This is a genomic window from Amycolatopsis granulosa (assembly GCF_011758745.1).
GTDB classification, from domain to species: domain Bacteria; phylum Actinomycetota; class Actinomycetes; order Mycobacteriales; family Pseudonocardiaceae; genus Amycolatopsis_E; species Amycolatopsis_E granulosa.
Genome location: NZ_JAANOV010000001.1, coordinates 4,317,294 through 4,343,946, shown reverse-complemented (window position 1 = coordinate 4,343,946; position 26,653 = coordinate 4,317,294). Strand labels below are relative to the sequence as shown.

22 protein-coding genes are annotated in these 26,653 nt (G+C 70.9%); 12 read left to right on the top strand and 10 right to left on the bottom strand.

From position 1 onward, the window contains the following. Positions 1–138 precede the first annotated feature (138 nt). Genes FHX45_RS21335 through FHX45_RS21325 form a run of 3 tightly spaced genes read left to right on the top strand, consistent with a single transcriptional unit; the run spans position 139 to position 5,830 of the window. A complete protein-coding gene (locus tag FHX45_RS21335) occupies positions 139–1,188 on the top strand; it encodes an ABC transporter ATP-binding protein (protein ID WP_167109282.1) in 1,050 nt (349 codons plus the stop codon). After that, positions 1,188–2,069, top strand: a complete 882-nt coding sequence (locus FHX45_RS21330) for an ABC transporter permease (RefSeq protein ID WP_167104864.1) — start codon at positions 1,188–1,190, stop codon at positions 2,067–2,069. Before FHX45_RS21335 ends, FHX45_RS21330 begins: the two co-directional genes overlap by 1 nt. Positions 2,070–2,092: 23 nt before the next feature. Further along, positions 2,093–5,830 carry an ABC transporter ATP-binding protein gene (locus FHX45_RS21325; protein WP_341771556.1) on the top strand — a complete coding sequence of 1,246 codons (3,738 nt, stop codon included), beginning with the start codon at positions 2,093–2,095 and terminating at the stop codon, positions 5,828–5,830. Positions 5,831–5,914: 84 nt separating this feature from the next. On the opposite strand, the gene FHX45_RS21320 is transcribed toward FHX45_RS21325, so the two are convergent. After that, positions 5,915–7,294, bottom strand: coding sequence for an FAD-binding oxidoreductase (locus FHX45_RS21320; protein WP_167104858.1), 1,380 nt, complete (start codon positions 7,292–7,294; stop codon positions 5,915–5,917). 559 nt (positions 7,295–7,853) lie between these two features. Between FHX45_RS21320 and FHX45_RS21315 the strand changes: the two genes are divergently transcribed. Continuing rightward, complete coding sequence (locus FHX45_RS21315) at positions 7,854–11,567, top strand: multifunctional oxoglutarate decarboxylase/oxoglutarate dehydrogenase thiamine pyrophosphate-binding subunit/dihydrolipoyllysine-residue succinyltransferase subunit (protein ID WP_167104855.1); 3,714 nt, start codon at positions 7,854–7,856, stop codon at positions 11,565–11,567. A gap of 99 nt (positions 11,568–11,666) precedes the next feature. Here the strand turns inward: FHX45_RS21315 and FHX45_RS21310 are convergent, their stop codons facing one another. Together FHX45_RS21310 and FHX45_RS21305 are read right to left on the bottom strand one after the other, a co-directional pair. Then, positions 11,667–12,770: an ATP-binding cassette domain-containing protein gene (locus FHX45_RS21310; RefSeq protein WP_167104852.1), complete on the bottom strand. Its 1,104-nt coding sequence runs from the start codon at positions 12,768–12,770 to the stop codon at positions 11,667–11,669. A 61-nt stretch (positions 12,771–12,831) separates the two neighbouring features. Further along, a complete protein-coding gene (locus FHX45_RS21305; RefSeq protein ID WP_424923841.1) occupies positions 12,832–13,983 on the bottom strand; it encodes an NAD(P)-dependent malic enzyme in 1,152 nt (383 codons plus the stop codon). 448 nt (positions 13,984–14,431) lie between these two features. Between FHX45_RS21305 and FHX45_RS21300 the strand changes: the two genes are divergently transcribed. Beyond that, entirely contained in the window at positions 14,432–15,034 is a 603-nt protein-coding gene (locus FHX45_RS21300; protein WP_167104846.1) for a dTDP-4-dehydrorhamnose 3,5-epimerase family protein, read from the top strand. On the opposite strand, the gene FHX45_RS21295 is transcribed toward FHX45_RS21300, so the two are convergent. Beyond that, on the bottom strand, positions 15,031–16,632 hold the full coding sequence (locus FHX45_RS21295; protein WP_167104843.1) for a GMC oxidoreductase: 1,602 nt from the start codon (positions 16,630–16,632) through the stop codon (positions 15,031–15,033). The two genes, FHX45_RS21300 and FHX45_RS21295, sit on opposite strands and share 4 nt — an antisense overlap. A gap of 123 nt (positions 16,633–16,755) precedes the next feature. Here FHX45_RS21295 and FHX45_RS21290 point away from each other — a divergent pair, with 123 nt between their 5' ends. Then, the gene (locus FHX45_RS21290; protein ID WP_167104840.1) at positions 16,756–17,406 is read left to right on the top strand and encodes a hypothetical protein; all 651 of its coding nucleotides are present in this window, start codon (positions 16,756–16,758) and stop codon (positions 17,404–17,406) included. On the opposite strand, the gene FHX45_RS21285 is transcribed toward FHX45_RS21290, so the two are convergent. Beyond that, a complete protein-coding gene (locus FHX45_RS21285; RefSeq protein ID WP_167104837.1) occupies positions 17,400–17,867 on the bottom strand; it encodes a DUF4442 domain-containing protein in 468 nt (155 codons plus the stop codon). The genes FHX45_RS21290 and FHX45_RS21285 overlap by 7 nt on opposite strands. Positions 17,868–17,925: 58 nt before the next feature. On the opposite strand from FHX45_RS21285, the gene FHX45_RS21280 reads away from it, so the two are divergent. Beyond that, positions 17,926–18,507 (top strand): acid phosphatase, encoded by a 582-nt coding sequence (locus FHX45_RS21280; RefSeq protein WP_167104834.1) that lies wholly within the window; start codon positions 17,926–17,928, stop codon positions 18,505–18,507. 80 nt (positions 18,508–18,587) lie between these two features. Here FHX45_RS21280 and FHX45_RS21275 read toward each other — a convergent pair whose 3' ends face one another. Then, a complete protein-coding gene (locus FHX45_RS21275) occupies positions 18,588–19,472 on the bottom strand; it encodes a hypothetical protein (protein WP_167104832.1) in 885 nt (294 codons plus the stop codon). A gap of 334 nt (positions 19,473–19,806) precedes the next feature. On the opposite strand from FHX45_RS21275, the gene FHX45_RS21270 reads away from it, so the two are divergent. Together FHX45_RS21270 and FHX45_RS21265 are read left to right on the top strand one after the other, a co-directional pair. Beyond that, on the top strand, positions 19,807–20,913 hold the full coding sequence (locus tag FHX45_RS21270) for a cobalamin-independent methionine synthase II family protein (protein WP_167104829.1): 1,107 nt from the start codon (positions 19,807–19,809) through the stop codon (positions 20,911–20,913). Between the two features lie 50 nt (positions 20,914–20,963). Further along, entirely contained in the window at positions 20,964–21,455 is a 492-nt protein-coding gene (locus FHX45_RS21265) for a GNAT family N-acetyltransferase (RefSeq protein WP_167104826.1), read from the top strand. A gap of 25 nt (positions 21,456–21,480) precedes the next feature. On the opposite strand, the gene FHX45_RS21260 is transcribed toward FHX45_RS21265, so the two are convergent. Then, positions 21,481–21,951 (bottom strand): hypothetical protein, encoded by a 471-nt coding sequence (locus FHX45_RS21260; protein ID WP_208406030.1) that lies wholly within the window; start codon positions 21,949–21,951, stop codon positions 21,481–21,483. A gap of 266 nt (positions 21,952–22,217) precedes the next feature. Between FHX45_RS21260 and FHX45_RS21255 the strand changes: the two genes are divergently transcribed. Both FHX45_RS21255 and FHX45_RS21250 read left to right on the top strand, forming a co-directional pair. After that, a complete protein-coding gene (locus FHX45_RS21255; protein WP_167104823.1) occupies positions 22,218–23,129 on the top strand; it encodes a diacylglycerol/lipid kinase family protein in 912 nt (303 codons plus the stop codon). Between the two features lie 265 nt (positions 23,130–23,394). Then, positions 23,395–23,646 (top strand): WhiB family transcriptional regulator, encoded by a 252-nt coding sequence (locus tag FHX45_RS21250; protein ID WP_094008969.1) that lies wholly within the window; start codon positions 23,395–23,397, stop codon positions 23,644–23,646. Between the two features lie 181 nt (positions 23,647–23,827). On the opposite strand, the gene FHX45_RS21245 is transcribed toward FHX45_RS21250, so the two are convergent. After that, positions 23,828–25,333, bottom strand: a complete 1,506-nt coding sequence (locus FHX45_RS21245) for a histidine kinase N-terminal domain-containing protein (protein WP_167104820.1) — start codon at positions 25,331–25,333, stop codon at positions 23,828–23,830. Between the two features lie 113 nt (positions 25,334–25,446). On the opposite strand from FHX45_RS21245, the gene FHX45_RS28750 reads away from it, so the two are divergent. Further along, on the top strand, positions 25,447–25,521 hold the full coding sequence (locus tag FHX45_RS28750) for a 50S ribosomal protein bL37 (RefSeq protein ID WP_370876672.1): 75 nt from the start codon (positions 25,447–25,449) through the stop codon (positions 25,519–25,521). 56 nt (positions 25,522–25,577) lie between these two features. Here the strand turns inward: FHX45_RS28750 and rsrA are convergent, their stop codons facing one another. Both rsrA and FHX45_RS21235 read right to left on the bottom strand, forming a co-directional pair. Continuing rightward, positions 25,578–25,898: a mycothiol system anti-sigma-R factor gene (gene rsrA / locus FHX45_RS21240; protein ID WP_167104817.1), complete on the bottom strand. Its 321-nt coding sequence runs from the start codon at positions 25,896–25,898 to the stop codon at positions 25,578–25,580. Next, positions 25,895–26,530, bottom strand: coding sequence for a sigma-70 family RNA polymerase sigma factor (locus FHX45_RS21235; RefSeq protein ID WP_167104814.1), 636 nt, complete (start codon positions 26,528–26,530; stop codon positions 25,895–25,897). The genes rsrA and FHX45_RS21235 overlap by 4 nt, the downstream gene beginning before the upstream one ends. Between the last annotated feature and the right edge of the window lie 123 nt (positions 26,531–26,653).

The window sequence follows — 26,653 nt, the reverse complement described above, 5'->3', positions numbered from 1 at the left end:
GACCCCCAGGCTGGTTGAGCGGGTCGCCCCTTTTTGTCCGCCCGCCCGCCCGACACGCGGTGCCGGATCGGTTCATCCGGTCGCGAGTAGGGCACTATGTGCCCCGCGATCATGTTCACCGGGCGGGGAGGGGCGCACATGCACCACGACGGCAGCGGCCGGATTGTCGTGCAGAACCTGAGCAAACACTTCGGTCCGGTCGCCGCGGTGCAGAACCTGAGCTTCGAGGTCCGCCCCGGTTCGGTGACGGGCTTCCTCGGCCCCAACGGCGCGGGCAAGACGACGACCCTGCGCATGGTGCTCGGCCTGGTGACGCCGTCGGCCGGTGTCGCGACCATCAACGGCCGCCCCTACCAGCAGCTGGGCAATCCGGCGCAGGTCGTTGGCGCGGTGCTGGAGAACGAGGGCTTCCACCCCAAGCGCAGCGCGCGAAATCACCTGAAGGTGTACGCCGCGGCGATCGGTGTGCCGGACCAGCGGGTCGAGGAGGTGCTGGGACTGGTCGGGCTCTCCGGGGTCGCGGATCGCCGCGCGGGCGGGTTCTCGCTCGGCATGCGGCAGCGGCTCGCGCTGGCCACCGCGCTGCTGGGCAACCCGCAGGTCCTGGTGCTGGACGAGCCGGCGAACGGACTCGACCCGGAAGGCATCGTGTGGCTGCGCAACTTCCTGCGCGCCTACGCCCGCGAGGGCCGCACCGTGCTGGTGTCCAGCCACCTGCTGTCCGAGGTGGAGCAGACGATCGACCAGGTGGTCATCATCAGCCACGGCGTGACGCGCTACTACGGTCCGCTGGAGCAGTTGCGCAGCAGCCAGCAGTCCCGCGTGCTGGTGCAGGCCGCGGATCCGAACGCGCTGGTGAAAGCGCTTCAGGAAGGCGGGTTCACGCAGGTGGAGCCGACCCCCGACGGCCGGGTCGCGGTGGTCGGCGCGACCCGTCAGCAGATCGGTGACCTGGTCGCGAAGGCCGGCCTCGCCGTCTACGGGATCGAGGAGGAGCGGGCCGATCTGGAGCGGCTGTTCTTCCAGCTGACCACCCCGCAGTACGCGGGGATGCCGCCGCAGCCCTACGGCCCGCCACCGCAGGGCGGATGGGGCCCGCCGCCACCCGGTTACCCGCCGCAGCAGCAGTACCAGCAAGTACCGCCGGGACAGCAGCAGGGCAACGGCGGCTGGGGAGGTCAGGGCTGATGGGCCGGTTGATCAAGGCGGAGTTCCGCAAGACCCTGAGCCTCAACACCTGGTGGATCCTGATCATCCCGCTGGTGCTGGTCGCGTTCTGGATGTCGTTCGTGTGGGGCCGGATCACCAACGACTTCGCCGACTACATCGGCAGCGGGACCGCGCGCATCATCGCCGGGCAGGCCGGGGTGTCGGCCGACGCGCTGCCCGTCGGGCTGCTGAGCATCGCGCACGGTGTGAACATCGCCCAGCTGATCCCGGCGATCTTCGGCGTCTTCGCGCTGGCCGGCGAATACAGCAGCCGGACGATCACCACCACGTTCCTCACCGCGCCGAACCGGGTGTCCGCGCTGACCGCGAAGATGATCACCTACCTGCTGTGGGGCGCCTTGTACGGGCTGCTCAGCTTCGCGGTCGCGGCGCTGGCGACCGTCGTCACCGTCAACGGCGACCGGCTGCCCAGCGGCGGCGAGTGGCTCGCCGCGCTCGGCGGGACCGTGCTGGCCTACGCCCTGGTGACGTTGTTCGGCATCGGGTTCGGCGCGGTGCTGAACCGGGTCGTGCTGGCCGTCATCCTGCTGATCGGCTGGTTCCTGCTGGTGGAGAACGTGCTGCTGGTGGCGCTGTGGAACACCAGCGACATCTTCGGCGCGATCCTGCCGAACGGCGCCGCGAACGGGATCGTCGGCGGCATCGCCGCGGACGCGTTCGGGATCAGCTCGCTCAACCTGCCGGGTGACGTCGAGCACTGGGACAAGCTGGGCCTCCAGCTCGCGGCCGGCGCGCCCGGCGTGATCTCGTGGTGGGCCGCCGCGCTGGTGTTCCTCGCCTGGACCGTGATGTTCTTCGCCGCCGGCTGGGCCTCGAACCAGCGCCGCGACATCACCTGACCGGGCACGCATAACCTGGCGTGGTGACCGCACGACCACTACGCGACTCCGGGGACGAACCGAACGGCTGGATCCGCCGGCTGGCCGCGGCCTGCTGGCGGCATCCGGTTCTGGTCGTGGCGGCGATGGCCGCGGCGGTGCTCAGCGTCGGCCTGCAGGCCGCGAGCCCGCTGCTGGTGAAGGTCGCCGTGGACGACGCGGTGCTGCGGCAGACCGACCGGCTGGGCCTGCTCGTCGCCGGCCTGGTCGGTGTCCAGCTGCTCATGTTCGGCACCGCGTTCGTGCGGCGGTACGTCGGCGGGCGGCTGGCCCTGGACGTGCAGCACGACCTGCGCCGGCGGGTGTTCGACGCGGTGTCCAGGCTGGACGGCGGCAAGCAGGACTCGCTGCGCACCGGGCAGGTGGTGTCCCGCGCCATCACGGACCTGCAACTGGTCGTGTCGCTGCTGTTCGTGGTGCCGTTGTCGGCGGGCTCGGTGGTGTTCGCGGTGTTCTCCGTCGCCGCGATGCTGTGGATGTCGCCGGGCCTGACCGTGATCGCGCTGATCGTGGTGCCCGCGGTGGCGATCGTCGCGGGAACGGCCCGCAAGCGCCTGTTCCCCGCCACCTGGTCGGCGCAGCAGCGGGCCGCGGACGTGGCGCAGCACGTCGAGGAAACCGTCACCGGCGTGCGGGTCGTCAAGGGCTTCGGGCAGGAGGCCCGGGAGGTCGCGCGGCTGGAGAAGACCGCGCGGCGGCTGTTCGCCGAGCGGTTGCGCGCGGCCCGGCTGGCCGCGGTGCCCACCGCGACGACGTCCGCACTGCCGGCCGCCGGGCAGGTCGCCGTGCTGGCCTTCGGCGGCATCCTGGCGCTCAACGGGCAGGTCAGCCTCGGCACGTTCCTCGCGTTCGCCAGCTACGTGTCCGGCCTGATCGGCCCGGCCCGCATGATGTCCGCACTGGTGGTGCAGGCCCAGCTGACCCGGGCCGGGGCGGAGCGCGTGTACGAGCTGGTCGACGCGCAGCCCGAGGTGACCGACCCGGCCGACCCGAAGCCGCTGCCGGACGGCCCGCTGAGCATCGAGCTGGACGACGTGCGGTTCGGCTACACGCGGTCGGAACCGGTGCTGGACGGGCTGAGCCTGCGCGCCGAACCCGGCGAGACGCTGGCGCTGGTCGGCACGGCCGGATCCGGCAAGTCGACGATCTCGCTGCTGCTGCCCCGGTTCTACGACGCGCATTCGGGCAGCGTCCGGCTGGGCGATCGCGACGTGCGGGACGTGCGGACAGCCGACCTGCGGCAGGCCATCGGCGTGGTGTTCGAGGAAGCGTTCCTGTTCTCCACCTCCATCCGCGACAACATCGCCTACGGCCGCCCGGATGCCGGCGACGAAGAGGTGATCGCCGCGGCGAAGGCGGCCGAGGCACACGAGTTCATCTCCGAGCTGCCGGACGGCTACGACACCCAGGTCGGGGAGCGCGGGCTGACGCTGTCCGGCGGCCAGCGGCAGCGGCTGGGCCTGGCGCGGGCCCTGCTGACCGATCCGCGGGTGCTGATCCTCGACGACGCCACCTCCGCCGTGGACACCGTGACCGAGGCCGCCATCTACGAGACGCTGCGCTCGGTCACCGCGACCCGCACGACCCTGCTGATCGCGCACCGCAAGTCCACGCTGGCACTGGCCGACCGGATCGCCGTGCTGGACGGGGGCCAGGTGGTCGACGTCGGGACCGCGGCCGAGCTGGAGGAGCGCTGCGAGCTGTTCCGCGAACTGATCGCCGGCCCCGGCGAAGGGGTGGAACAGGTGCACAAGCGCGACTGCGTGGCGAGCCCGGCGACCGGGACCACGCCCGCGCTGTGGCCGGACCGCGACGAACGCGACGCGGTCGACGAGCTGGCCGAGTCGGCGAAGCGGCGCAACGCGCCCGCGCCGGTGCCCGGCGGTGGCGGCATGGGCGGCGCGCTGAACGCCCCACCGACGGCCGAGCTGCTGGAAGGTGTGCGGAAGCTGCCGCCCGCCGTGGACCGGCCGCCGCTGGACCCGGACTCGGTGACCCAGCCCGACCCCCGGTTCCGGCTCGGCAGGGCATTGCGCCCGGTGCGCGCGTTGCTGATCACCGCGGTGCTGCTGGTCGGGCTGGACGCGGCCGCGTCGATCGCGTTGCCCGCGCTGTACCAGCAGGGCGTCGACCACGGCGTGCGGACCGGCCTGGCGTGGGTGGTGTGGCTGTGCGCCGGGATCGGCGCGGTCATCATCGCGGCGGACTGGTTCGTGATCGCGGCGCAGACCCGGATCACCGCGCGCGCCGGGGAAACGGTCCTGTACTCGCTGCGGGTCCGCAGCTACGCGCACCTGCAGCGGCTCGGGCTGGACTACTACGAGCGCGAGCTGTCCGGCAAGATCATGACGCGGATGACCACGGACGTGGACGCGTTGTCGACCTTCCTCCAGACCGGGGTCGCGCAGGCCGTGATCAGCGCTCTGACGCTGATCGGCATCACCGGTGCGCTGCTGATCACCGATGTCTCCCTGGCGCTGTACGCGCTGTCCGTGATGCCGGTGCTGGTGATCGCGACCGTGATCTTCCGCCGGTTGTCCAGCGCGGCCTACACCGAGGCGCGCGAGAAGGTCAGCGCGGTGAACGCCGACATGCAGGAGAACGTGAGCGGCCTGCGGGTGGCGCAGGCCTACAGCCGCGAGGAGCGGTCGGCCGAGGACTTCGCCTCGCGCAGCGACGCCTACCGGCGGTCGCGGCTGCGGGCCCAGCGGTACGTGGCGACGTACTTCCCGTTCGTCACGCTGCTGTCCGGGATCGCGGAGGCCGTGGTGCTGATCGCGGGGGCGAACCGGGTCGCGCACGGCACGCTCGCGATCGGGGTGCTGCTGGCGTTCCTGCTGTACCTGAACCTGTTTTTCTCCCCCATCCAGCAGTTGTCGTCGGTGTTCGACGGCTACCAGCAGGCGAAGGTCGGGTTGCACCGGATCGGCGAGCTGCTGCGGACGCCGACCTCGGTGCCGCCACCCACCGACCCGGTGCCCGTGCCCGAACGGCTGCGGGGCGAGGTCGCGTTCGACGCGGTCGACTTCTCCTACGCGGGCACGGACGCGCTGGCCCTGACGGACATCTCGCTGAAGGTGCCGCCGGGCGAGACGGTCGCCCTGGTCGGCGCGACCGGTGCCGGTAAGTCCACTGTGGTCAAACTGGCGGCGCGCTTCTACGACGCGACGAGCGGCAAGGTGAGCATCGACGGCGTCGACGTGCGGGACTACGACCCGGCCGGCCTGCACCGGCGGATGGGTGTCGTGCCGCAGGAGGCGCACCTGTTCTCCGGCACGGTCGCCGACAACGTCCGGTACGGCGCGCCGTCCGCCTCCGACGCCCAGGTCGAGGCGGCGGTGCGAGCCGTGGGCGCGATCGACGCGGTGGCCGCCCTGCCGCAGGGGTTCCACCAGCCGGTGGGCGAGCGGGGCCGGTCGTTGTCGGCCGGTCAGCGGCAGCTGGTGGCGCTGGCCCGGGCGGAGCTGGTGGACCCGGACGTCCTGTTGCTCGACGAGGCCACGGCCGCACTGGATCCGTCGACGGAATCCGCGGTCCTCGCGGCGACCGAGACACTCGCCAACCGCCGCACGACGTTCGTCGTGGCGCACCGCCTGGCGACCGCGTCCCGGGCCGACCGCATCGTGGTGCTCGACCACGGCCGCATCGTCGAGCAGGGCACGCACGACGAACTCCTCGCGGCGAACGGCCACTACGCCCAACTGTGGCGAACCGGCAACTAGCCCCCACCGGTCGCCGTGTTGACCACCCCGGAGCCGGGTTGACGCGGAAGCGGCCCGGGTGCGGCGCCGCTGGAAACCTTGCGGCTAAGCGAAAACCTTGCCCGGGTTCAGGATTCCCAACGGGTCCAGCGCGTCCTTCACGGCGCGGTGCATCGCCAGCACTTCGGGGCTCACCTCGCGTCGCAGGCCGCCGCGTTTCAGCAGGCCGATTCCGTGCTCCCCGGTCACCGTTCCGCCCAGCTCCACGGCGTCGGCGATGATGTCCTCGAACGCGGCCTGCGCCCGCCGCCGGGCCGCGTCGTCTCCGATCGGGGTGATGAGCAGCGGGTGCAGGTTCCCGTCACCGGCGTGGGCGATGTTCGCGATCAGCGTGTCGTGCGCCGCGGCGGCCTTCTCGATGCGGGCCAGCATCTCGGGCACCAGCGCGCGGGGCACGCACACGTCTTCGGTCAGCACCGGGCCGAGCCGTTCCAGCGCCGGGTACGCCAGGCGGCGCGCGTCGAACAACGCCTCGGCTTCCTGCTCGTCCGTGGACAGCGCCGCCCAGGTCGCGCCGGCCTGCTCGAAGCACCGCAGGATCGTGCGGGCCTCCTGTTCACCCGCGTGCCCCGGCGTGTCGACGCGGCCCAGCAGAACCACGTTCGCCTCGGTGGACAGGCCCATGTTCTTCCAGGCGTCGACCGCTTCCAGGCAGTGCCGGTCGACCAGCTCCAGCGCCGACGGGATCACGCCGGACGCGGACACCGCGCTGACCGCTTCTCCCGCGGCGACGACCGAATCGAAGTAGCCGGCGATGGTGCGCTCCGGCTCCCGCTGCGGCCGCAGCCGCACGGTCACCTCGGTGATCACCCCGAGCGTGCCCTCCGAGCCGACCATCAGCCCGCACAGGTCGTAGCCGGCGACACCCTTCGCGGTGCGCCGCCCCAGCCGCACCACGTCGCCGCGCCCGGTGACGACCTCGAGCGCGAGCACGTAGTCCCTGGTGACGCCGTACTTCACGCAGCACAGCCCGCCCGCGTTGGTGGCCACGTTCCCGCCGATCGTCGACCACGGGGCGCTCGCCGGGTCCGGCGGGTACCACAGCCCGTGCTCGGCGCAGATCGCCCGCAGATCGTCGTTGACGACGCCTGGCTGCACGACCGCGAGCCGCTCCGCGCGGTCGATCTCCAGCACGGAGTTCATCGCTTCGAAGGAGATCACCAGGCAGCCGTCGAGCGCGTTCGCGCCGCCGGACAGGCCCGTGCCGGCGCCGCGCGGCACCACCGGGATCCGGTGCTCGCCCGCGAACCGGACCACCTCGCGGACCTCGCCGGTCCCGCGCGGGCGGACCACCGCGGCGGCCCGCCCGTAGTCGGCCCACTCCGCGTGGTCCTGCAGATAGGACTCGACCACGGCGGGATCGTCCACCACCCGGTCGGCTGGAACGACCCGCCGCAGGGCGGCCAGCAGTGTCGCGGAATCCATCGCCACCTCCCGCCGTCGAGGCTACCGGCGCGACGACGCCAGCCGGGCCGGTTGAACCGCCGCCGCGATCCGGGCGGCCGCACCGCGTGGCCCGTCGCGTCCGGCCGGCCGATGGCTCAGACCAGGTGCGCCCGCCGGGCCGCCCACGCACTCCACCGCCCGGATGCCGATGCTGTGTGAACAGTCCGGCCGCATCGGCAAACATGCTCATCCGGCGGGGCCACGCCGACAGCGATCTGCCAGCGTTGTGCCAGCGCTGCCGCTGCCCGGAACGGGCGGCTCGGGCTCCCCCGGCGGCTCCGCGATGACCTGCGGATACTTCGGCCAGGGCCGGTGCCGCCGGCGCCGGGCAGGACCGGTTCCCGTACCGGTCCCGCACCACGCCATGGCAGCCCCTTACTCCGCCAGATGAGCGCTGGACCGATTAAGTGAGGAATCCCAAACCTCCGTGCCGGGACTTGGGCCACTTCGATCACATCGGTGAACGTGAGGGGGTTAGCCTGGTAGGCGCATCAAGCGGACAACAAGATCGAGATATGGATAGAGGCGAGTCCCTGCCGTGTCCAGCAGCAGCCCTGCGTCACAGTTCGGCCCCAACGAATGGCTCGTCGAGGAGATGTACGACCAGTTCCTCGCCGACCCCGATTCAGTAGACGCCGCATGGCACGAGTTCTTCTCGGACTTCAAGCCGACGCAGACCAGCGAGTCGAAGCCGGCGGACGCGCCCGCGCCCGTCCGTGAGCAGCCCGCGAAGGCGGGCAACGGCCAGGTCGACCAGGCTGCGACTGCTCCGGCCGCACCCGCCCAGCCGAAGCCCGCCGCGAAGCCGGCCGAACAGCCCGCGAAGCCCGCCGCCCAGCCGGCCGCCGCGAAGCCGGCCGCCGCCCAGCCGGCGAAGCCCGCCGCCGCCAAGCCGGCCGCCGCCGAGGCGGAGAGCAAGCAGCTGCGGGGTGCCGCCGCCGCGATCGCGAAGAACATGGACGCCTCGCTGGCCGTGCCGACGGCCACCAGCGTGCGCGCCGTCCCGGCCAAGCTGATGGCCGACAACCGCATCGTCATCAACAACCACCTCAAGCGGACCCGCGGCGGGAAGATCTCGTTCACGCACCTCATCGGCTACGCCATGGTGCGGGCGCTGCAGGACTTCCCGAACATGAACCGGCACTACGCGCTCGTCGACGGCAAGCCGCACGCCGTCACGCCGGAGCACGTCAACCTCGGCCTCGCCATCGACATGAAGGGCAAGGACGGCGCCCGCACGCTGGTCGTCGCCTCGATCAAGAACTGCGAGAACATGACGTTCCGCCAGTTCTGGCAGGCCTACGAGGACATCGTCAAGAAGGCCCGCAACAACAAGCTGACCGCCGACGACTTCGCCGGCACCACCATCTCGCTGACCAACCCCGGCGGCATCGGCACCAACCACTCGGTGCCGCGCCTGCAGGCCGGCCAGGGCGCGATCATCGGTGTCGGGGCCATGCAGTACCCGGCGCACTTCGAGGGCACCAGCGAGAAGACGCTGGTCGGCCTGGGCGTCTCCAAAATCATGACGCTGACCTCGACCTACGACCACCGCATCATCCAGGGCGCGGAGTCGGGCGAGTTCCTCAAGCGCATCCACGAGCTGCTGCTGGGCGGCGACGGCTTCTACGACGACATCTTCACCTCCCTGCGGCTGCCGTACGAGCCGATCCGCTGGGTGGAGGACATCCCCGAGGGCGAGATCGACAAGACCGCCCGGGTGCTCGAGCTGATCGACGCCTACCGGATGCGCGGCCACCTGATGGCCGACACCGACCCGCTGAACTACCGCCAGCGCCGCCACGAGGACCTCGACGTCCTCTCGCACGGCCTGACGCTGTGGGACCTCGACCGCGAGTTCGCGGTCGGCGGGTTCGCCGGCCAGGAGCGGATGAAGCTGCGCGACGTGCTGGGCGTGCTGCGCGACTCCTACTGCCGCACGGTCGGCGTCGAGTACACCCACATCCTGGACCCGGAGGAGCGCCGCTGGATCCAGGACCGGGTGGAGGTCCCGCACGCCAAGCCGGACCCCAACGTGCAGAAGTACATCCTGTCGAAGCTCAACGCCGCCGAGGCGTTCGAGACGTTCCTGCAGACGAAGTACGTCGGCCAGAAGCGGTTCTCGCTGGAGGGCGGGGAGACGGTGATCCCGCTGCTGGACACCGTCCTGGACAAGGCCGCCGAGCACGAGCTCGACGAGGTCGTCATCGGCATGCCGCACCGTGGCCGGCTCAACGTGCTGGCCAACATCGTCGGCAAGCCGATCTCGCAGATCTTCCAGGAGTTCGAGGGCAACCTGGACCCGGGCCAGGCGCACGGCTCCGGTGACGTGAAGTACCACCTGGGCGCGGAGGGCAAGTACTTCCGCATGTTCGGCGACGGCGAGACCAAGGTGTCGCTGGCGTCGAACCCGTCGCACCTGGAGACGGTCGACCCGGTGCTCGAGGGCATCGTCCGCGCCAAGCAGGACATCCTCGACAAGGGCGACAGCGACACCGGCGGCTTCTCGGTGCTGCCCGTGCTGCTGCACGGTGACGCGGCGTTCGCCGGGCAGGGTGTGGTGGCGGAGACGCTGAACCTGGCGCTGCTGCGCGGGTACCGCACCGGCGGCACCGTGCACATCGTCATCAACAACCAGGTGGGCTTCACGACCGCGCCGGAGCACGCCCGCTCCTCGCAGTACGCGACCGACGTGGCGAAGATGATCGGCGCCCCGATCTTCCACGTCAACGGCGACGACCCGGAGGCCGCGCACTGGGTGGCGAAGCTGGCCGTCGACTACCGCCAGGCGTTCAACAAGGACGTCATCATCGACATGATCTGCTACCGCCGCCGCGGCCACAACGAGGGCGACGACCCGTCGATGACGCAGCCGGCGATGTACGACATCATCGACACCAAGCGCTCGGTCCGCAAGACCTACACCGAGTCGCTGATCGGCCGTGGCGACATCTCGGTCGAGGAGGCCGAGGCCGCGCTGCGGGACTTCTCGAGCCAGCTGGAGCACGTCTTCAACGAGGTCCGCGAGCTGGAGAAGCACCCGATCGCGCCGAGCCCGTCGGTGGAGGAGGAGCAGCAGGTCCCGGCGAAGGTCCCGACGGCGGTGCCGGCCGAGGTCATCGAGCGGATCGGCGACGCGTTCGTCGACGTCCCCGAGGGCTTCACCCCGCACCCGCGCGTCAAGCCGGTCATGGAGCGGCGGCACAAGATGTCCCGCGAGGGCGGCGTCGACTGGGCCTTTGGCGAGCTGCTCGCGTTCGGGTCGCTGGCCATGGAGGGCCGCCTGGTGCGGCTGTCCGGTCAGGACTCCCGCCGCGGCACGTTCACCCAGCGCCACTCGGTGCTGATCGATCGCAAGACCGGCCGCGAGTACGCCCCGCTGCAGAACCTGGCGGAGGAGCAGGGCCGGGTGATGATCTACGACTCGGCGCTGTCGGAGTACGCGGCGGTCGGGTTCGAGTACGGCTACTCGGTGGCCAACAACGACGCGCTCGTGCTGTGGGAAGCGCAGTTCGGTGACTTCGTCAACGGCGCGCAGACCGTCATCGACGAGTACATCTCGTCCGGTGAGGCCAAGTGGGGTCAGCGGTCGGACGTCGTGCTGCTGCTGCCGCACGGTCACGAGGGCCAGGGTCCGGACCACACGTCCGGGCGCATCGAGCGGTTCCTGTCGCTGTGCGCGGAGGGCTCGATGACGGTGGCGGTGCCGTCCACGCCGGCGAACTACTTCCACCTGCTGCGCCGGCACGCGCTGGACGGCATCCAGCGCCCGCTGATCGTGTTCACCCCGAAGTCGATGCTGCGGAACAAGGCCGCCACGTCCCCGCTCGAGGACTTCACCGGCGACTCGAAGTTCATGTCGGTCATCGACGACGCACAGGTCGAGCCCGGCAAGGTGCGGAAGGTGCTGCTGACCTCCGGCAAGCTGTACTGGGAGCTGGCGGCCGAGCGGGCCAAGCGCGAGGCGAACGACGTCGCCATCGTGCGGATCGAGCAGTACTACCCGCTGCCGAAGAAGAAGCTGCTGGCCGCCCTGGAGCGCTACACCGGCGCCGAGGTGGTGTGGGTCCAGGAGGAGCCCGAGAACCAGGGCGCGTGGCCGTTCTTCGGCCTCCACCTGCCGCGGCTGTTCCCGGACGTCCTCGGCAAGCTCGACGTGGTCTCGCGCCGCCCGATGGCCGCCCCGTCGGCCGGCTCGTCCAAGGTGCACGAGGTCGAGCAGAAGGCGCTGATCGCCAAGGCCTTCAGCTGATCCGGTAAGCGAAAGCGCCCTCCCCACGAGTCGTGGGGAGGGCGCTTTTCTTCAGGCTCCGGACCGCCGGGAGGGGCGGGCCCGGGGACGACGATCAGCTCACTCGTGTCCGGCGGCCGGGGCTGCGCTGGGCGCCTCGATCACATCGAGCACTTGCCGCGCGGTGACCGCGCCCACGGCCTTGCCGGTTTCGTCCACCACCACGCCGAGTCCGGCCGGCGACGACAGCGCCGCGTCCAGGGCGCCGCGCACCGGGGTGCCGCGGCGGTAGAGCGACCCGCCGGCCACCAGGTCGGCCTCGGCGAGCGGGCCGTCCACAGTGGAACCTGGGGTGAGCCAGCCGCGTGGCTCGCCCGCGTCGTTCACCGCCAGCAGCCAGTCCTCGGTCGGACCGGGCACCCGCTCGCCCAGCGGGACGGTGACGAGGTCGCGCACCTCCACACCGGAGGAGTCCACGAAGGACAGTCCACGGTAGCCGCGGTCCCGGCCGACGAACGAGGCCACGAAGTCGTCGACCGGGTGCCGCAGCACGTCGGCCGGGGTGCCGTACTGGGCCAGCTGCCCGCCGACCCGCATCACGGCCACCTTGTCACCCAGCCGCACGGCCTCGTCGATGTCGTGCGTGACGAACACGATCGTCTTGCCCAGCTGTGATTGCAGGCGCAGCAACTCGTCCTGCAGGCCTTCGCGGACGATGGGGTCGACGGCGGAGAACGGCTCGTCCATCAGCAGCACGGGCGAGTCCGCCGCGAGCGCCCTGGCGACGCCGACCCGCTGCCGCTGACCGCCGGACAACTGCGCGGGATAACGCTTGCCCAGCTCGGGCGGCAGGCCGACGATCTCCAGCAGCTCGGCCGCGCGGTCGCGGGCCTTCCGCTTGCCCCATCCGGACAGCACCGGGACGGTGGCGACGTTGTCCAGCACCGTCCGGTGCGGGAACAGCCCGGCGTTCTGGATCACATAGCCGATGCCGCGCCGCAGCACCGGGGGGTCCGACTCGCGGATGTCCTTGCCGTCGAGCAGGACCCGCCCCGAGGTCGGCTCGACCATGCGGTTGATCATCCGCAGCGACGTCGTCTTCCCGCACCCCGACGGTCCGACGAACACCGTGATGGTGCCCTCCTCGACCGTCAGGCTGAGGTCGTCGACGGCGAGCGTGCCGTCCGGATAGCGCTTGGTCACGCCGTCGAACTCGATCAACACGCCCTCCCGTGCAGCCCGTCCCGGGGGCGCGGAAACGAGAGCACCCCCGGGAAGACCCAGCTTAGCCGGTAACGCCGTCCTGGACGGCCGCTTTCGCCACCGCGGCGGCGACCTCGGGCGCGACGCGGGGGTCCAGCGGGCTCGGCACGATGCGGTCCGGGCCCAGGTCCTCCTGCGCGACCGCGACGATCGCCTCCGCGGCGGCCAGCTTCATGTTCTCGGTGATCTTCCGCGCACCGGCGTCCAGCGCGCCCCGGAACACACCCGGGAAGGCCAGCACGTTGTTGATCTGGTTCGGGAAGTCGCTGCGGCCGGTGGCCACGATCGCGGCGTACCGGGCGGCCGCATCGGGATGCACCTCCGGGTCCGGATTGGACAGCGCGAACACGATCGGGTCGGCGGCCATCCCGGCCAGCAGCTCCGGCTCGATGGTGGCGCCGGACAGTCCCAGGAAGACGTCCGCGCCGCGCAGCGCCTCGGCCAGCCCGCCGCGCAGACCGGACTTGTTGGTGGTCTCGGCGAGCTTTTCCTTGACCGGGTTCAGCCCGTCCCGGCCGGCGTGGATGATGCCACGCGAGTCCAGCACCGTGACGTCCGCGACGCCGGCCTCCTGCAGGATCTTCGCGCACGCCACGCCCGCCGCACCGGCCCCGGAGATGACGACCCGCTGGTGCGCGATGTCCCGGTCGAGCACCAGGTTCGCGCCCCGCAGCGCGGCCAGCGTCACGATCGCCGTGCCGTGCTGGTCGTCGTGCATGACCGGGCAGTCCAGCGCCTCCTTGAGCTTGTCCTCCAGCTCGAAGCAGCGCGGGGCGGAGATGTCTTCGAGGTTGACCGCGCCGAACGAGGGGCGCAACCGCACCAGCGTCTCGACGATCTCGTCGACGTCCTTGGTGTCGAGCACGAGCGGGATCGAGTCCAGCCCGCCGAAGGTCTTGAAGAGCACGGACTTGCCCTCCATGACCGGCAGGGACGCACTGGCGCCGATGTCACCCAGCCCGAGCACGGCGGTGCCGTCGCTGACGACGACCACGAGCCGGTGCGCCCACGTGTAGCGCTCGGCCAGCTCAGCGTTCTCGGCGATGGCCCGGCTGGCCTTGGCCACGCCCGGCGTGTAGGCGATGGAGAGGTCGCGGGCCTGCGAGATCGGCCGGGTGGCCGCCACCGAGAGCTTGCCGCCCTCGTGGCCGCGGAAGATCTCGTCGTCGGTCACCGGCGACACGCCGGTGATCGTCGGCGGCGCCGCCTCGGCCGCCGTGCTCTTACTGACCTCGTCCATCGGTGTTCCCGCCCTCGTGTGGAAGGTCTGAGCGTAAGTCATGGAAAAGAAATCCCTCCCGGGACCGTGTGCAGGGACACTGCCCCCACCCCCAGTGGCGTGGTTGATCTCGCAGCGCGGGAGCCAGGGCGCGGTGGCGCCGGCAGCCGGCTCGGCGTCCGTCTCGGCCGTGCGAAGCCCTTGGTGAGGCGACGGCCGCGAACGCGGCGGTCCCCCCAGTGTTGCAGGACAGGTACCGGTTGCGATGCCGAGGTGCGGCTGATGTCACAAAAAGGTGAGGTCACGGGCCTGATAGCAAGACGTCCGTCCGGCTTGGTTCGTCCCCGCCGGCAGCCCTCCCCCTCGTACCGCGAGCACTTCGCTGCCTCTATGTTCAGAACCCATGGAGGTTCGCCAGCTCGCCGTCCCGGACGCCTACGAGTTCACGCCCCGGTCGTTCCCGGACCACCGCGGCCTGTTCGTCGCACCGTTCCAGGAGGCGGCGCTGGTGGAGGCGATCGGGCACCCGCTGCACGTGGCGCAGACGAACCACAGCGTGTCGCGGCGCGGCACGATCCGCGGGGTCCACTTCGCGGACACGCCGCCGGGTCAGGCGAAGTACGTGTACTGCCCGCGGGGCGCGCTGCTGGACGTGGTGGTGGACCTGCGAGTCGGCTCCCCGGCCTTCGGTACCTGGGACGCGGTGCGGCTGGACTCGGCCGGGTACCGCGCGGTGTACGTGGCGGAGGGGCTCGGGCACGCGTTCGTCGCGCTGGAGGACGACACCGTGATGGCCTACCTGTGCTCGACCGGGTACAACCCGTCGGCCGAGCACGGGATCACCCCGCTGGACCCGGAGCTGGACCTGCCGTGGCCGTCGCAGCCGGCCCCAATCCTGTCCGAAAAGGACGCGGCGGCCCCGGCTCTCGCCGAGGCCGCCGCGGCCGGGCTGCTGCCGCGCTACGCCGACTGCCTGGCCCACTACGAAAAACTGCGCGCGGGTTAGAAGTCCTCCGCGAGCACGCGGGCGATGTTGCGCTCGGCCAGCGCGGTGATCGTCACGAACGGGTTCACGCCGGTGCTGCCCGGGATCAGTGAGCCGTCGGTGACGTAGAGGTTGCGGTAGCCCTTCACCCGCCCGTACAGGTCGGTCGCCTTGCCCAGCACCAGCCCGCCGAGCGGGTGGTAGGTGAACCGGTTCTCGAACGCCCGGGTGTCGCCGAACAGGTCGTACCGGTAGATCGTCCCGTTCGCCGCGTTGATCTTGTCGAACAGACTCTTCGCCGCGTCGATCGAGGGCTGGCCCTGTGCGACGTCCCACCGCAGGACCGCCCGGTCCGCGCCGGGGTCGTAGGCGAAGTACCCGCGCTCGGGGTTCTTCGTGATCGCCAGGTACAGGCTCGCCCAGGTTTCCAGCCCGGCGGGCACCGGCGCGATCTCGGCGAACACCGGGTTGACCGGGTCGTCCCAGGCGTCGATGCCCATCGCCGGCATGCCGGACTCGACCGCACCGACCGGGTCCCACACGTGGTTGGCGCGGCCCAGCATCACGTTGCCGTTGGTGCCCCAGCCCCGGCCGACCTCCTCGCCCAGGTCCGGCAGCTTGCCGGTGTCCCGCGCCCGCACCAGCAGCTCGGTCGACCCCAGGCTGCCCGCGCCGAGGAAGAGGTACTTGGCGCCGAGCTGCCGCACGCCCAGCACGTTGCCGCCGGCATCGATCTGCCGCACGGTGAGCGTGTAGGTGCCGTCCTGCTGCTGGGTGATGTCGCGCACCTCGGTCAGCGTCTGGATGGTCACGTTGCCGGTGCCCAGCGCGGCGGCCAGGTAGCTCTTGTCCAGCGACCGCTTGCCGTGGTTGTTGCCGTAGATGACCTCGGACGCCAGGGCGGACCGGGGCACCTCCCCGGCCTCCTCGCGGCGCATGTAGCCGAAGTCGTACACGCTGGGCACGAAGGTGGTCGTCAGCCCGGCCTTCTGCGCGTGCTTGCGGGACACCCGGGCGAACTGGTAGCTGGCGCACGTCTCGAACCAGGCCCGGTCGATGCTGTTGGTGCCCAGCATCGAGTTGGCCAGCGGGTAGTACCTGCCGTACATCTCGTCGGCGTCGACCTCGGGCAGGATCTCCTCGAAGTACCCGCGCTTCGGCGTCACCGCCATCGCGCCGTTGACGAGCGAGCCGCCGCCCACGCCCCGGCCCACGTAGACCGACATCTCGCCGAAGTGCACCCGGTCCAGCACGCCCGCGTACGGGTCGATGTTCCGGTTCGCCGCGTCGAGCCACAGGAACGAGGCCAGCGGCGCCTCGGTGCGCTTCTTGAACCACATCGCCCGCCGGTCCGGGTTCAGCATGTCCGGGAAGATCTTGCCGTCCGCGGCCGGGGTGTTCCACAGCTGGCCCATCTCCAGCATGAGGGTGGGGATGCCGGCCGCGCCGAGACGCAGCGCCGTGACGGCCGCGCCGTAGCCGGTGCCGACGACGACGGCCGGCGAGTAGTCGGGGGCCGCCGAGGCGGAGGTCCGCGTCGAGATGGTGGTCAGTCCCAGGGTGGCGGCGGAACCGAGCGCGGTCAGGCCGAGGAACCTGCGTCGTGACAGGGAAGACATAACCCGAACGATATTCGGGTACACCGTTCTTGTAAACGGTGTTAATTCCCCGGGTCAGATGCCAGGGTCGCCTCCGGGTGTTCCCCGATGGTGCCGAGGTCGCAGGGCGGACAGGATTCGATCATGAAGATCGCACTCGCCGCGGCCGCCGTCGCCGCCGTCGCCCTGACCGCCGTCACCGCCGCCGCCCAGCCGGCCTCCGCGGCCGAGAACACCTTCGCCGACTGTCCCGCGCTGCCGGCCGGAGCGGACCCGGGCCAGTGGCGCTGCGAGGTGCTCGACTCGACCGCCACGATGTCCTTCGGCACGGTGCGCGACCTGCCGCTGGGACCGATGCGCCTGACCTTCGCCGAAGGGAAGCTCGACGGGCAGTACGCGCAGGTGTTCGGAGCGCTGAGATCCCAACCGGTCGCCGTGCCCGGGCTTCCGCACGGCACGGTCCGGTTCGGCTACGGCGGCTACTCCGACTTCCACTCGGACGCGCGGCGCAAGGGCGAGATGGACCTCGTCGCCAAGTTCGACGCGCCCTATCTGCCGCGCGACTGCGCGACCGGAGTCATCCACACGGTCCTGCGGGCCGACGGTCCGACGAAGGTCGTGTCCACCGATCCGCTGACGCTGGAGTTCGCCACCCGGGACGACGAATTCGCCGTGCCGGCGACGGAGAACTGCGGGCCGCAGGCACGCCTGACCAACCGCAGGCTGGGTCTGCCCGCCGCGGCGGGCACGAACTCCTACGCCCAGACCACCACGGTCCGCCTGCGCGACTACTGACGCCGGCGCGTCACCCAGATGGTGATGGTTGCCGTGACGACGGGCTTGCCGGCCCGGTCGGAGACGACGACCGGCACCGGCAGCTCCGCGCCCCCGTCACCGAACTCCGGGATCTCCGGCAGCTCGGCGACCGCGCGCAGGCCCGTCTCCGCCTTGGCCACGTACCGGACGGTCATGCCCTTGGGCAACCAGCGGTGCGTGGCCGGCAGCGTCGACTCGGCGAGCATGCCCATCGCGATCTCCGCGAGGTTGCAGGCCGCGATCGCGTGCACCGTGCCGATGTGGTTGTGAACACCCCACCACTTCGGCGCGCGCACCGCGCAGAAGCCGGGGCGCAGCTCCTCGACGGTCGGCAGCACCGAGCCGAAATAGGGCACACGCAGGCAGATCGCGGCCGAGAACAGCCGCTTGCCGCCGGGCAGCCCGCTCAGGCGCTGCCACAGGGAGTAGGTCGAAACCACCGGTACCTCCAATGTTACCGGCGAGTAGCAAACCAGATCGGTGGTTATATTCGCAAACGTGGACCACGAGCTCTTCCTCTTCCGCCACGGCCAGACCGAGTGGTCGGTGAACGGCAGGCACACCGGCCGCACCGACATCCCGCTCACCCCGGCCGGCGAGAACCAGGCGCGCGCCGCCGGGCTGACCCTCCAGTCGCTGCGCAAGGGACCCGCGCTGGTGCTGACCAGCCCACGGCAGCGCGCGGTGCGCACCGCCGAGCTCGCCGGCCTGCGCATCGACGAGCGGACCGAGGACCTGGCTGAGTGGGACTACGGCGACTACGAGGGCGTCACCACCGCCGACATCCGCAAGTCGGTGCCGGGGTGGACCGTCTGGACCCACGAGATGCCCGGCGGCGAGAGTGCCGAGCAGGTGGGCGCGCGGGCGGACGCCCTGCTCGAGCGGGTCCGCGCGGCGCTGGCCGACACCGAGGTGATCCTGGTCGGCCACGGCCACTTCAGCCGGGTGCTGATCGCCCGCTGGATCGGGCTGCCCGCCACCGCCGGCGTCCACTTCGGACTGGATCCGGCCGGCGTCACCGTACTGGGTGAGGAACGGGGCGAACCCAAGATCGAGCACCTGAACATCCCGCCGTCCTGATCGTCGCGGCGCTCCTCGACGCCGACCGGCGACACTTCGGCACAAGCGGCGTGCACACCACCGGGCAGGCGCGGGGCGGGTCAGGCGGGCGCGGCCGGGACCCGTCCGGTGGGCCGCTCGGCGATGATCTCCCGGATGCCGGAGCTGTCGACCAGCAGGAGGGAGGGCACGAGGTCGCCGCTCGTGTCGGGCGAGGTGCGCACCCAGTCGGCGAGTTGCTCAGCCCAGCCGGAGTTCCGGCCGGCGACGTAGACGTGGTCCGGGCTGACCAGCGCGACGAGCAGCTCGTCGTCGCCGGTGTGCGCACCGATGGACTCGGCGAAGTCATCCATCACGACCGCGGATGCAGCGCACAAGCTGTTGCCACCTCGCTCCAGCACGACAAGGGCGCCGTTGTCCGGGTGCGGGTGGACCTTGACCATGAGCCCGCGCCGGAGGTTGCCGAACGCTTCCCCGGCCAGCACGTCGAACTCGTCCTCACTCAGGGCGTCGAGCTGGTTCTTCAGCAGGTGGGACATGTAGATCCGACCCTCGGGCGTGAAGGTTACCTTGGCAAAGCCGAGATGCAGCCGGTCGCCCACCACTGGCAGGGAGGCATAGAGCTTCAGCGGACCGTCGTAGGTGTGGAGGGTGGGCAGCCACTCCCCCTCGGATTCGGCCTGCACGAACACGTCGCGCAGGTGCTCGGCCTCGGCCTTCGTGATCGACTCGGTGACGGCTTCGAAGGCCGCGCTCCAGTCGCCGTCGGCGGGACGGTCGAATTCGTAGGTGATCTCGGCGCCACGGAACGTGGCGGCGAGGAAGACCCGGTCCACCCGGGAGGGTTGCCAGACGCTGTGCACGCGGGTGATGTCGGACGCCTGGACCTGCCGCTCCCCCTGCACCTGGCGCCAGGCCTGCCGGATGGCGTCCTCGGCCTCGGCCGGCGCCGTTCCACGGAGCAGATCATCCTCGTCGCCGTTCACCTGGAAGACGACAGCGTTCACGCGGGTAGTCCCATCCACGCGCGGTGACCTTACCCGCGCGCGCTGACGATCCCGTGCCCGCACGAGGAGCCGGCTTCCCGGCCGGCCGTCCCGGTCCGGAACAGCTACGGTTCCCGGTCAGGCCGGCAACAGCAGGAGGGGTGCCGCGCACGGCGACGTGTGCACCCGCGAGGCCCGTGAGCGGGAAGAGGACGAGGTGCGGGCGTAACGGGGAGTCGGGCCGTACCGCTCCCGCACCGCACAACGCTGATCACCGGAAAAGCGGGTCAACGAGGACAGCGGGTGGTCATCCGCCCGCCCTAGCGTGATCACCATGACGACCTTCGCGCGGGCCACCCACGTCGGCAGCCTCCTGCGGCCGCCCCGGTTGCTCCAGGCGCGGGCCGAGCACGCCGCGGGCCGGCTCACCGAACCGGAACTGCGGGTCATCGAGCAGGAGTCGATCCTCGAGGCGCTGGCGGTGCAGCGGGACAGCGGCATCGGCCCGTACACCGACGGCGAGTACCTCCGCACGGACTTCATGAGCCGGCTCACCGAGCACGTGGACGGGTTCGCCGAGCAGGCGCCGTCGCTGGAGTGGCAGTCCGGCGACCAGGCCGAGGAGGACAGCAGCATCCTCCGGCTGATCGGCGGCAAACTGACCTACCGCGAGCGGTTCACCGACCGCGAGGCCGCACTGCTCGCCACGCACGCGCCCGGCCCGTACAAGATCAGCCTGCCCGAGGTCACCAACTTCGTGGTCGCGAACTGGGACGCGCAGGTCAGCGGCCCGCACTACCCGACCCGCGGCGACATCGTCGAGGACCTCTCGGCCGTCCTGCAGCAGGAGGCGGCGGCGCTCGCCGCGGACGGCGTCCAGCACGTGCAGATCGATGCCCCGTGCTTCATCGCCTTCGCCAACCCGCGGATCCTCGCGCTACTGGAGTCGGAGGGCATCGACCCGCGGGAGCTGCTGCGGCGGTGCATCGAGGCCGACGCCGCCGTCGTCCGGCTGCTGACCGAGCGCGGGGTCCGCGTCGGCATGCACATCTGCCGCGGCAACTACCGCGGCCAGTGGTTCAACGAGGGTTTCTACGACGACATCGCGGCGGACGTCTTCGGCGGCGTGCCGGTGGACCACTGGCTGCTGGAGTACGACACCGAACGGGCCGGGACGTTCGAACCGCTGCAGCACGTGCCGGCCGGTACCGGTGTGGTGCTCGGGCTCATCACGACCAAGACCGGCGAGCTGGAGGACCCGGACGAGCTGGCGCGCCGGGTGGACGAGGCGGCGCGGATCGTGCCGCTGGACTCACTGGCGGTCAGCCCCCAGTGCGGGTTCGCCTCCGAGGTTCAGGGCAACCCGCTGACCTGGGACGAGCAGCGGCGCAAGCTCGACCTGACCGCCACCGTGGCGGAGCGGGTCTGGGGCACGGTCTGACTCTGGCAGGATCGGGGACAGCTCACCCGCTCGATCCCCGGGGGTCCCCCATGCCTGACAGCCGTATCCGCCGTATCCGCCGAATCCGCGAGTCCGACGTGGACGAGGTCGCGCAGCTGGTGCACGAGCTGGCCGCCTACGAGAAGGCGCCACAGGAGTGCCACCTGACGGCCGGGCGGCTGCGTGCCGCGTTGTTCGCCGACGAGCCCGCCGTGTTCGGGCACGTCGCCGAGCAGGACGGCGAGATCGTCGGCTTCGCGCTGTGGTTCCTGAACTTCTCCACCTGGCGCGGGGTGCACGGCATCTACCTGGAAGACCTGTTCGTGAAGGCCGAGCTGCGCGGGTCCGGGCTGGGCAAGGCGCTGCTGGCGACGCTCGCGAAGGAGTGCGTCGACCGCGGGTTCGCGCGGCTGGAGTGGTCGGTTCTGGACTGGAACCCCGCGACCGGCTTCTACAAGTCGCTCGGCGCGATCCCGATGGACGAGTGGACGGTCTACCGGCTGACCGACACCGCGCTGGACAACCTCGCCAAGCTCGGCTAGGCGCGAGCGGCTGAGGGACCTGGCCTCAGTCGTCCTCGCCGCGCTCGCGGCGGCGGCCCGCCATGCCGCCGCGTTCGGCGGCCTCCTCCTCGGTCTCGTCCTCGTGCTGCCCGAGCGCCCACGCCCGCGACGGCTGGCGGAACAGCAGCACGATGATCACCACCCCGAGGATGATGACCGGCACCCCGAACCCGGGCCGTCCGGACGGTCCGGCCAGGTACCAGCCGACCCCGGCGGTGATGAGCGCCAGCACCAGGCCCGGCGAGCGCGCCCAGGTGTGCCCGAACAGCAGCCCGACGCCGCAACCGGCGACCGCCAGTGCGAACAGCACGTAGAACGCGGCCTCGGCGAGCACGCTGGTCAGCGGCATGCTGTCGCCGGGCGAGGTGAACAGCAGGACACCGAAGACCAGCAGCCCGGCCCCCGGCAGGACGGTCAGCGCGCCCGCCGCCCTGACCTCGCGCGGAGCGGGTGAAATCTTGTCGGCGAGCGGCATCGCGAAGGGCCTTCCACCAGCGGATATGCGGCACGGGTGACCGTACGTGAACGCCTTCGATACTAAGCCACCCGGTCGGCCGTTTTCGAACGGCCGCCGCCGGGGCCAAGATTCGATTGTCGTCGATGAGCCGGCGGATGCCCGGGGTGCACTTGTCACGACGAACGGACCACGCCGGACGACGGGAGGTCAAGCGGCAGTCGTTTCGGGAGTGACGAGGTTCGCGCTCGCCGCGGGGAGGCCGTTCCGTGGCCTACCCTGCGAGCATGCGCGCGATACTGGTGGTCAACCCACAGGCCACGTCCACCACGGCCGGTGGGCGGGACGTGCTCGCGCACGCGCTGGCCAGCCAGGTGAAGCTGGAGGTCGTGGAGACCGACTACCGCGGGCACGCGCTGGCGGTGGCGCGGGACGCGGCTCGCGACGGGGTCGACCTGCTGGTCGCCCACGGCGGTGACGGCACGGTCAACGAGGTCGTCAACGGCTTGCTCGCGGACGGTCCCGGCGGTTCGCTGCCCGCGCTCGGTGTCGTGCCCGGCGGGTCGGCCAACGTGTTCGCCCGCGCGCTGGGCGTCTCCCGGGACCCGGTGGAGGCCACGCACCAGTTGTTGTCGGCCATCGAGGCCGGACGGAGCCGGCGGGTGGGGCTCGGTCTCGCCGACGGGCACTGGTTCACCTTCAACGCCGGCCTCGGCTGGGACGCCGACGTGGTCGCGACGGTGGCGGACCGGCGCGGCAAGCAGACGAACGCGCTGCTGTACATGCGGGCGGCGGTGACGTGTTACTTCCGACCGCGGTCACCGCGCCTGCCGCTCACCGTGCACGTGCCCGGCGAGGAGCCGGCCGAGGTGCGGATGGCGTTCGTCTCCAACACCGATCCGTGGAGCTACCTGGGAGAACGACCGGTGCGGCTGAACACCGGCAGCTCGTTCGAACGCGGTCTCGGGTTGTTCGCCCTGCGCAAGCTGACGTTGCCGGTCGTCTTCCGGCACGCGCGCCAGGCCCTGCGCGCGGAGGCCGAGCACCACGGCAAGGCCCTCGTCCGGTACGACGACCTGGCAAAACTGAGCGTGTCGGCCGCGGAGCCGGTAAACTTCCAGGTGGACGGCGACCTGATCGGCCGTCGGACGCAGGTGGATTTCACGAGCGTGCCCGACGTGCTGACCGTGCTGGCGTGAGTGATCAGTCCCGGCGATCTGCACCGTGCCGCTCGTCGACGCACACGGTCCACTCACCGCATCGCCCTTCCGTCAGGAAGGCCGTTTCGGAGAGAAACCGCAGGTCAGCGGGGTCGCCTGACCAGGTGAGCTGACTCACCGATGTCGCGAAAACACTTGTCGAAAGCGGTGCTTCGTGAAAGCATTCACAAGCACCCCAAGAAACGATCCGCCATGACGACCTGTGGCGCAGCATGCTCTGCGCCCCGAGAAGGAGCTCACAGAAATGGACTGGCGCCACGACGCTGCCTGCCGCGACGAGGACCCCGAGCTGTTCTTCCCTGTCGGGAACAGCGGTCCTGCGGTGCTGCAGATCGCCGAGGCGAAAGCCGTATGCCACCGCTGCACCGTGGCGTCCGAGTGCCTGGCCTGGGCTTTGGCCAGCGGCCAGGACGCCGGTGTCTGGGGCGGAATGAGCGAGGACGAGCGACGCGCCCTCAAGCGCCGTCGTGCTCACATCGGCATGCGCACCGCCTGACCTTCCTACGCGCTGCGGCGTCGCTTAACGCGTCTCTTACGAGAGTACGCGGGACCTGACGCAGGGGTTCACACGCCCCCACCTAACGTTCGAAGGCCCGGTACCCACCTCCCGCGGGTACCGGGCCTTTGAACGTCTTGAGCTGGTCTTTTCAGCCACCGGCCTCCGCCCCGGGGCGGGCTCAGGGCCGCCGTCCGAGTGGCAACCTCAGCGCGGCCTCCGTGCCGTGGCCCGCGCCGTCCCGGGGCTTGCGCAGTGACAGCGATCCCCGCAGCTCGGACTCCACCAGGGTGCGCACGATCTGCAGCCCGAGCCCGTCGGCGCGCTCCAGGGAGAAACCGGACGGCAAACCGCGCCCGTTGTCGCGGATGAGCACGTCCAGCCAGCGCGCCGAACGGCTCACCACGATCTCCACCTTGCCGGGCCGGCCGTCGGGGAAAGCGTGTTCCACGGCGTTCTGCACCAGCTCCGCCAGCACCATCACCAGCGGCGTCGCGATCTCCGCGACCACGATCCCGAACGAACCGGACCGGCTGATGCCCACCCGCGACTCCGCGGTGGCCACTTCGCCGACCATGGGCAGCACGTTGTCGAGCAGTTTGTCCAGATCCACCCGCTCGTCGACCGACACCGACAACGCCTCGTGCACCATCGCGATCGACGCGACGCGCCGCACCGACTCCGTCAGCGCCTGCCGTGCCTCCGCGTTCGACGTGCGCCGCGACTGCAACCGCAGCAACGCGGCGACCGTCTGCAGGTTGTTCTTGACCCGGTGGTGGATCTCCCGGATCGTCGCGTCCTTCGACAGCAGCGCGCGGTCCCGTCGTTTGACCTCGGTCACGTCCCGGCACAGCACCAGCGCCCCCGCCGGCTGACCGTGCGGCCGCAGCGGCAACGCCCGGAACAGCACCACCGCGCCGCGCCGCGACTCCGCCTCGGTGCGGCTGCCGGGCTTGCCGTCCAGCGCGTCGAGGATGCGGTGGGCGACCTCGGTCGCGTCGAACGGGTCCCGGATCAGCGACCGTGTCAACGGCGCCAGCCTGGTACCCACCAGGTCCGCCTCGTGCCCCATGCGGTGGTACGCGGACAGCCCGTTCGGGCTGGCGAACACGACGTTGCCCGCCGCGTCCAGGCGGATCAGCCCGTCCCCCACCCGCGGGCTGGTGTGCACGTCGGTCTGGCTGTCGACGTGCGGGAAGGTGCCGTCCACGATCATCTGGCACAGGTCGCCGGCACTGCCGAGGTAGGCGACCTCGAGCGGGCTCGGCACCCGCGGCGCGGCCAGGTTCGTCTCGCGGGACAGCGCGGCGATGACGGTCGAGCCGAACGTGACGGGGATCGCCTCGCGCCGCATCGGCAGGTCGCGGTACCAGTGCGGGTCCTCCTCGCGGCAGATCCGCACCTCCCGCATCGCGCGCGCGAGCTGCGGGTGTTCCGCCACCGTGAACCGGGCGCCGACCACGTCCTCCGGGTGCGCGGTCGGAGCGGTGGTCGGGCGGGCCTGCGCGACGCACACGAAGTCGCCGCCCTTGTCGTTGTGCTCGGGGGAGACCGGCACCCACAGCAGGAAGTCGGCGAAGGACAGGTCGGCGAGCAGCTGCCATTCGGCCACCACGGCCTGCAGGTGGTCGGCGGCTTCGCCGGACAGGCCGGTGTTCTCGGCCAGCAGGTCGGAAAGTGTCGTCACGCTCGTACTCCTCCTCGGGGCAGCTCAAGTGAACCAGAGCGGGACCTTCCCGGCACCCGCCGGGCCGGGCCTGAGACACTGGTGGGCAGATCGCGACACGGGAAGGAGCAGGCATGTCGAAGCGAGCCCGCAAGCGCCGCGACCGCCGGAAGAACGGCGCGAACCACGGCAAGAAGCCCAACTGCTGAGCAGGGCACGAAAAGGCCCCGGTGCGCGAGCACCGGGGCCTTCGTCGTAGCCGCGCCTATTCCGCGTTCTGCTCGAGCCGGACCTGGGTGTGCTCGACCGTCAGGTCGCCGTGCTGCTGCACGGTCTTGTAGATCGAGGCACGCAGCTTCTGCTTGAACTCGTCCGGGGCGGTGTCGCCGCCGCACTTGCGGTGCAGCAGCTTCTTGAGCTGCTCGTCGATGCCGTACTCCTCGAGGCACGGCGGGCACTCCTCGATGTGCTTGCGCAGCTGCGCGTCGCGCTCCGGGCTGCACTCGCGATCCAGCAACAGGAAGATCTCGGCGAGCGCCTCGGAACAGCGGACGTCGTCCTTCTGCGGCTCACGACCGGTGGTCATCGCACTGCCTCCTGCTGAGCACCGCGGATGAAGCCGCGCTCACGCGCGACGCCGGCGAGCAGGTTGCGCAGCTGGGCGCGGCCACGGTGCAGGCGGGACATCACGGTCCCGATCGGCGTGTCCATGATCTCGGCGATTTCCTTGTAGGCGAAGCCCTCGACGTCGGCGAGGTACACGGCGAGCCGGAACTCCTCGGGCAGCTGCTGCAGCGCGTCCTTGACGTCGCTGTCCGGCAGCCGGTCCATCGCTTCGACCTCGGCCGACCGCAGTCCGCTCGAGGTGTGGCTCTCCGCCTGGGCGATCTGCCAGTCGGTGATCTCCTCGGTGGGCTGCTGCACCGGCTGGCGCTGGCGCTTCCGGTACCCGTTGATGTAGGTGTTGGTGAGGATCCGGTACATCCAGGCCTTGAGGTTGGTGCCCGCCTTGAAGGAGGCGAACGCACCGTAGGCCTTGAGGTAGGTCTCCTGGACGAGGTCCTCGGCATCCGCCGGGTTCCTCGTCATACGCAGTGCGGCCGAGTACAACTGGTCCAGCAACGGCATCGCGTCGCGCTCGAAGCGCTCGGCGCGCTCTTCGACCGGCTCCTGCTCGGAGCCGGATTCGGGCACCGCGGAGTTCTGCGTGCTCGGCAAACCGTTCCCTTTCCCATCCGCGTCGAAGCGGTCCGCACCCGTGGCCGGGTACGCATGCGACAGCTTCGAGGATACGCGGGCGGGCTTGCCCGGGCCGGGCACACCGGCCGGGCGGGTGACGGC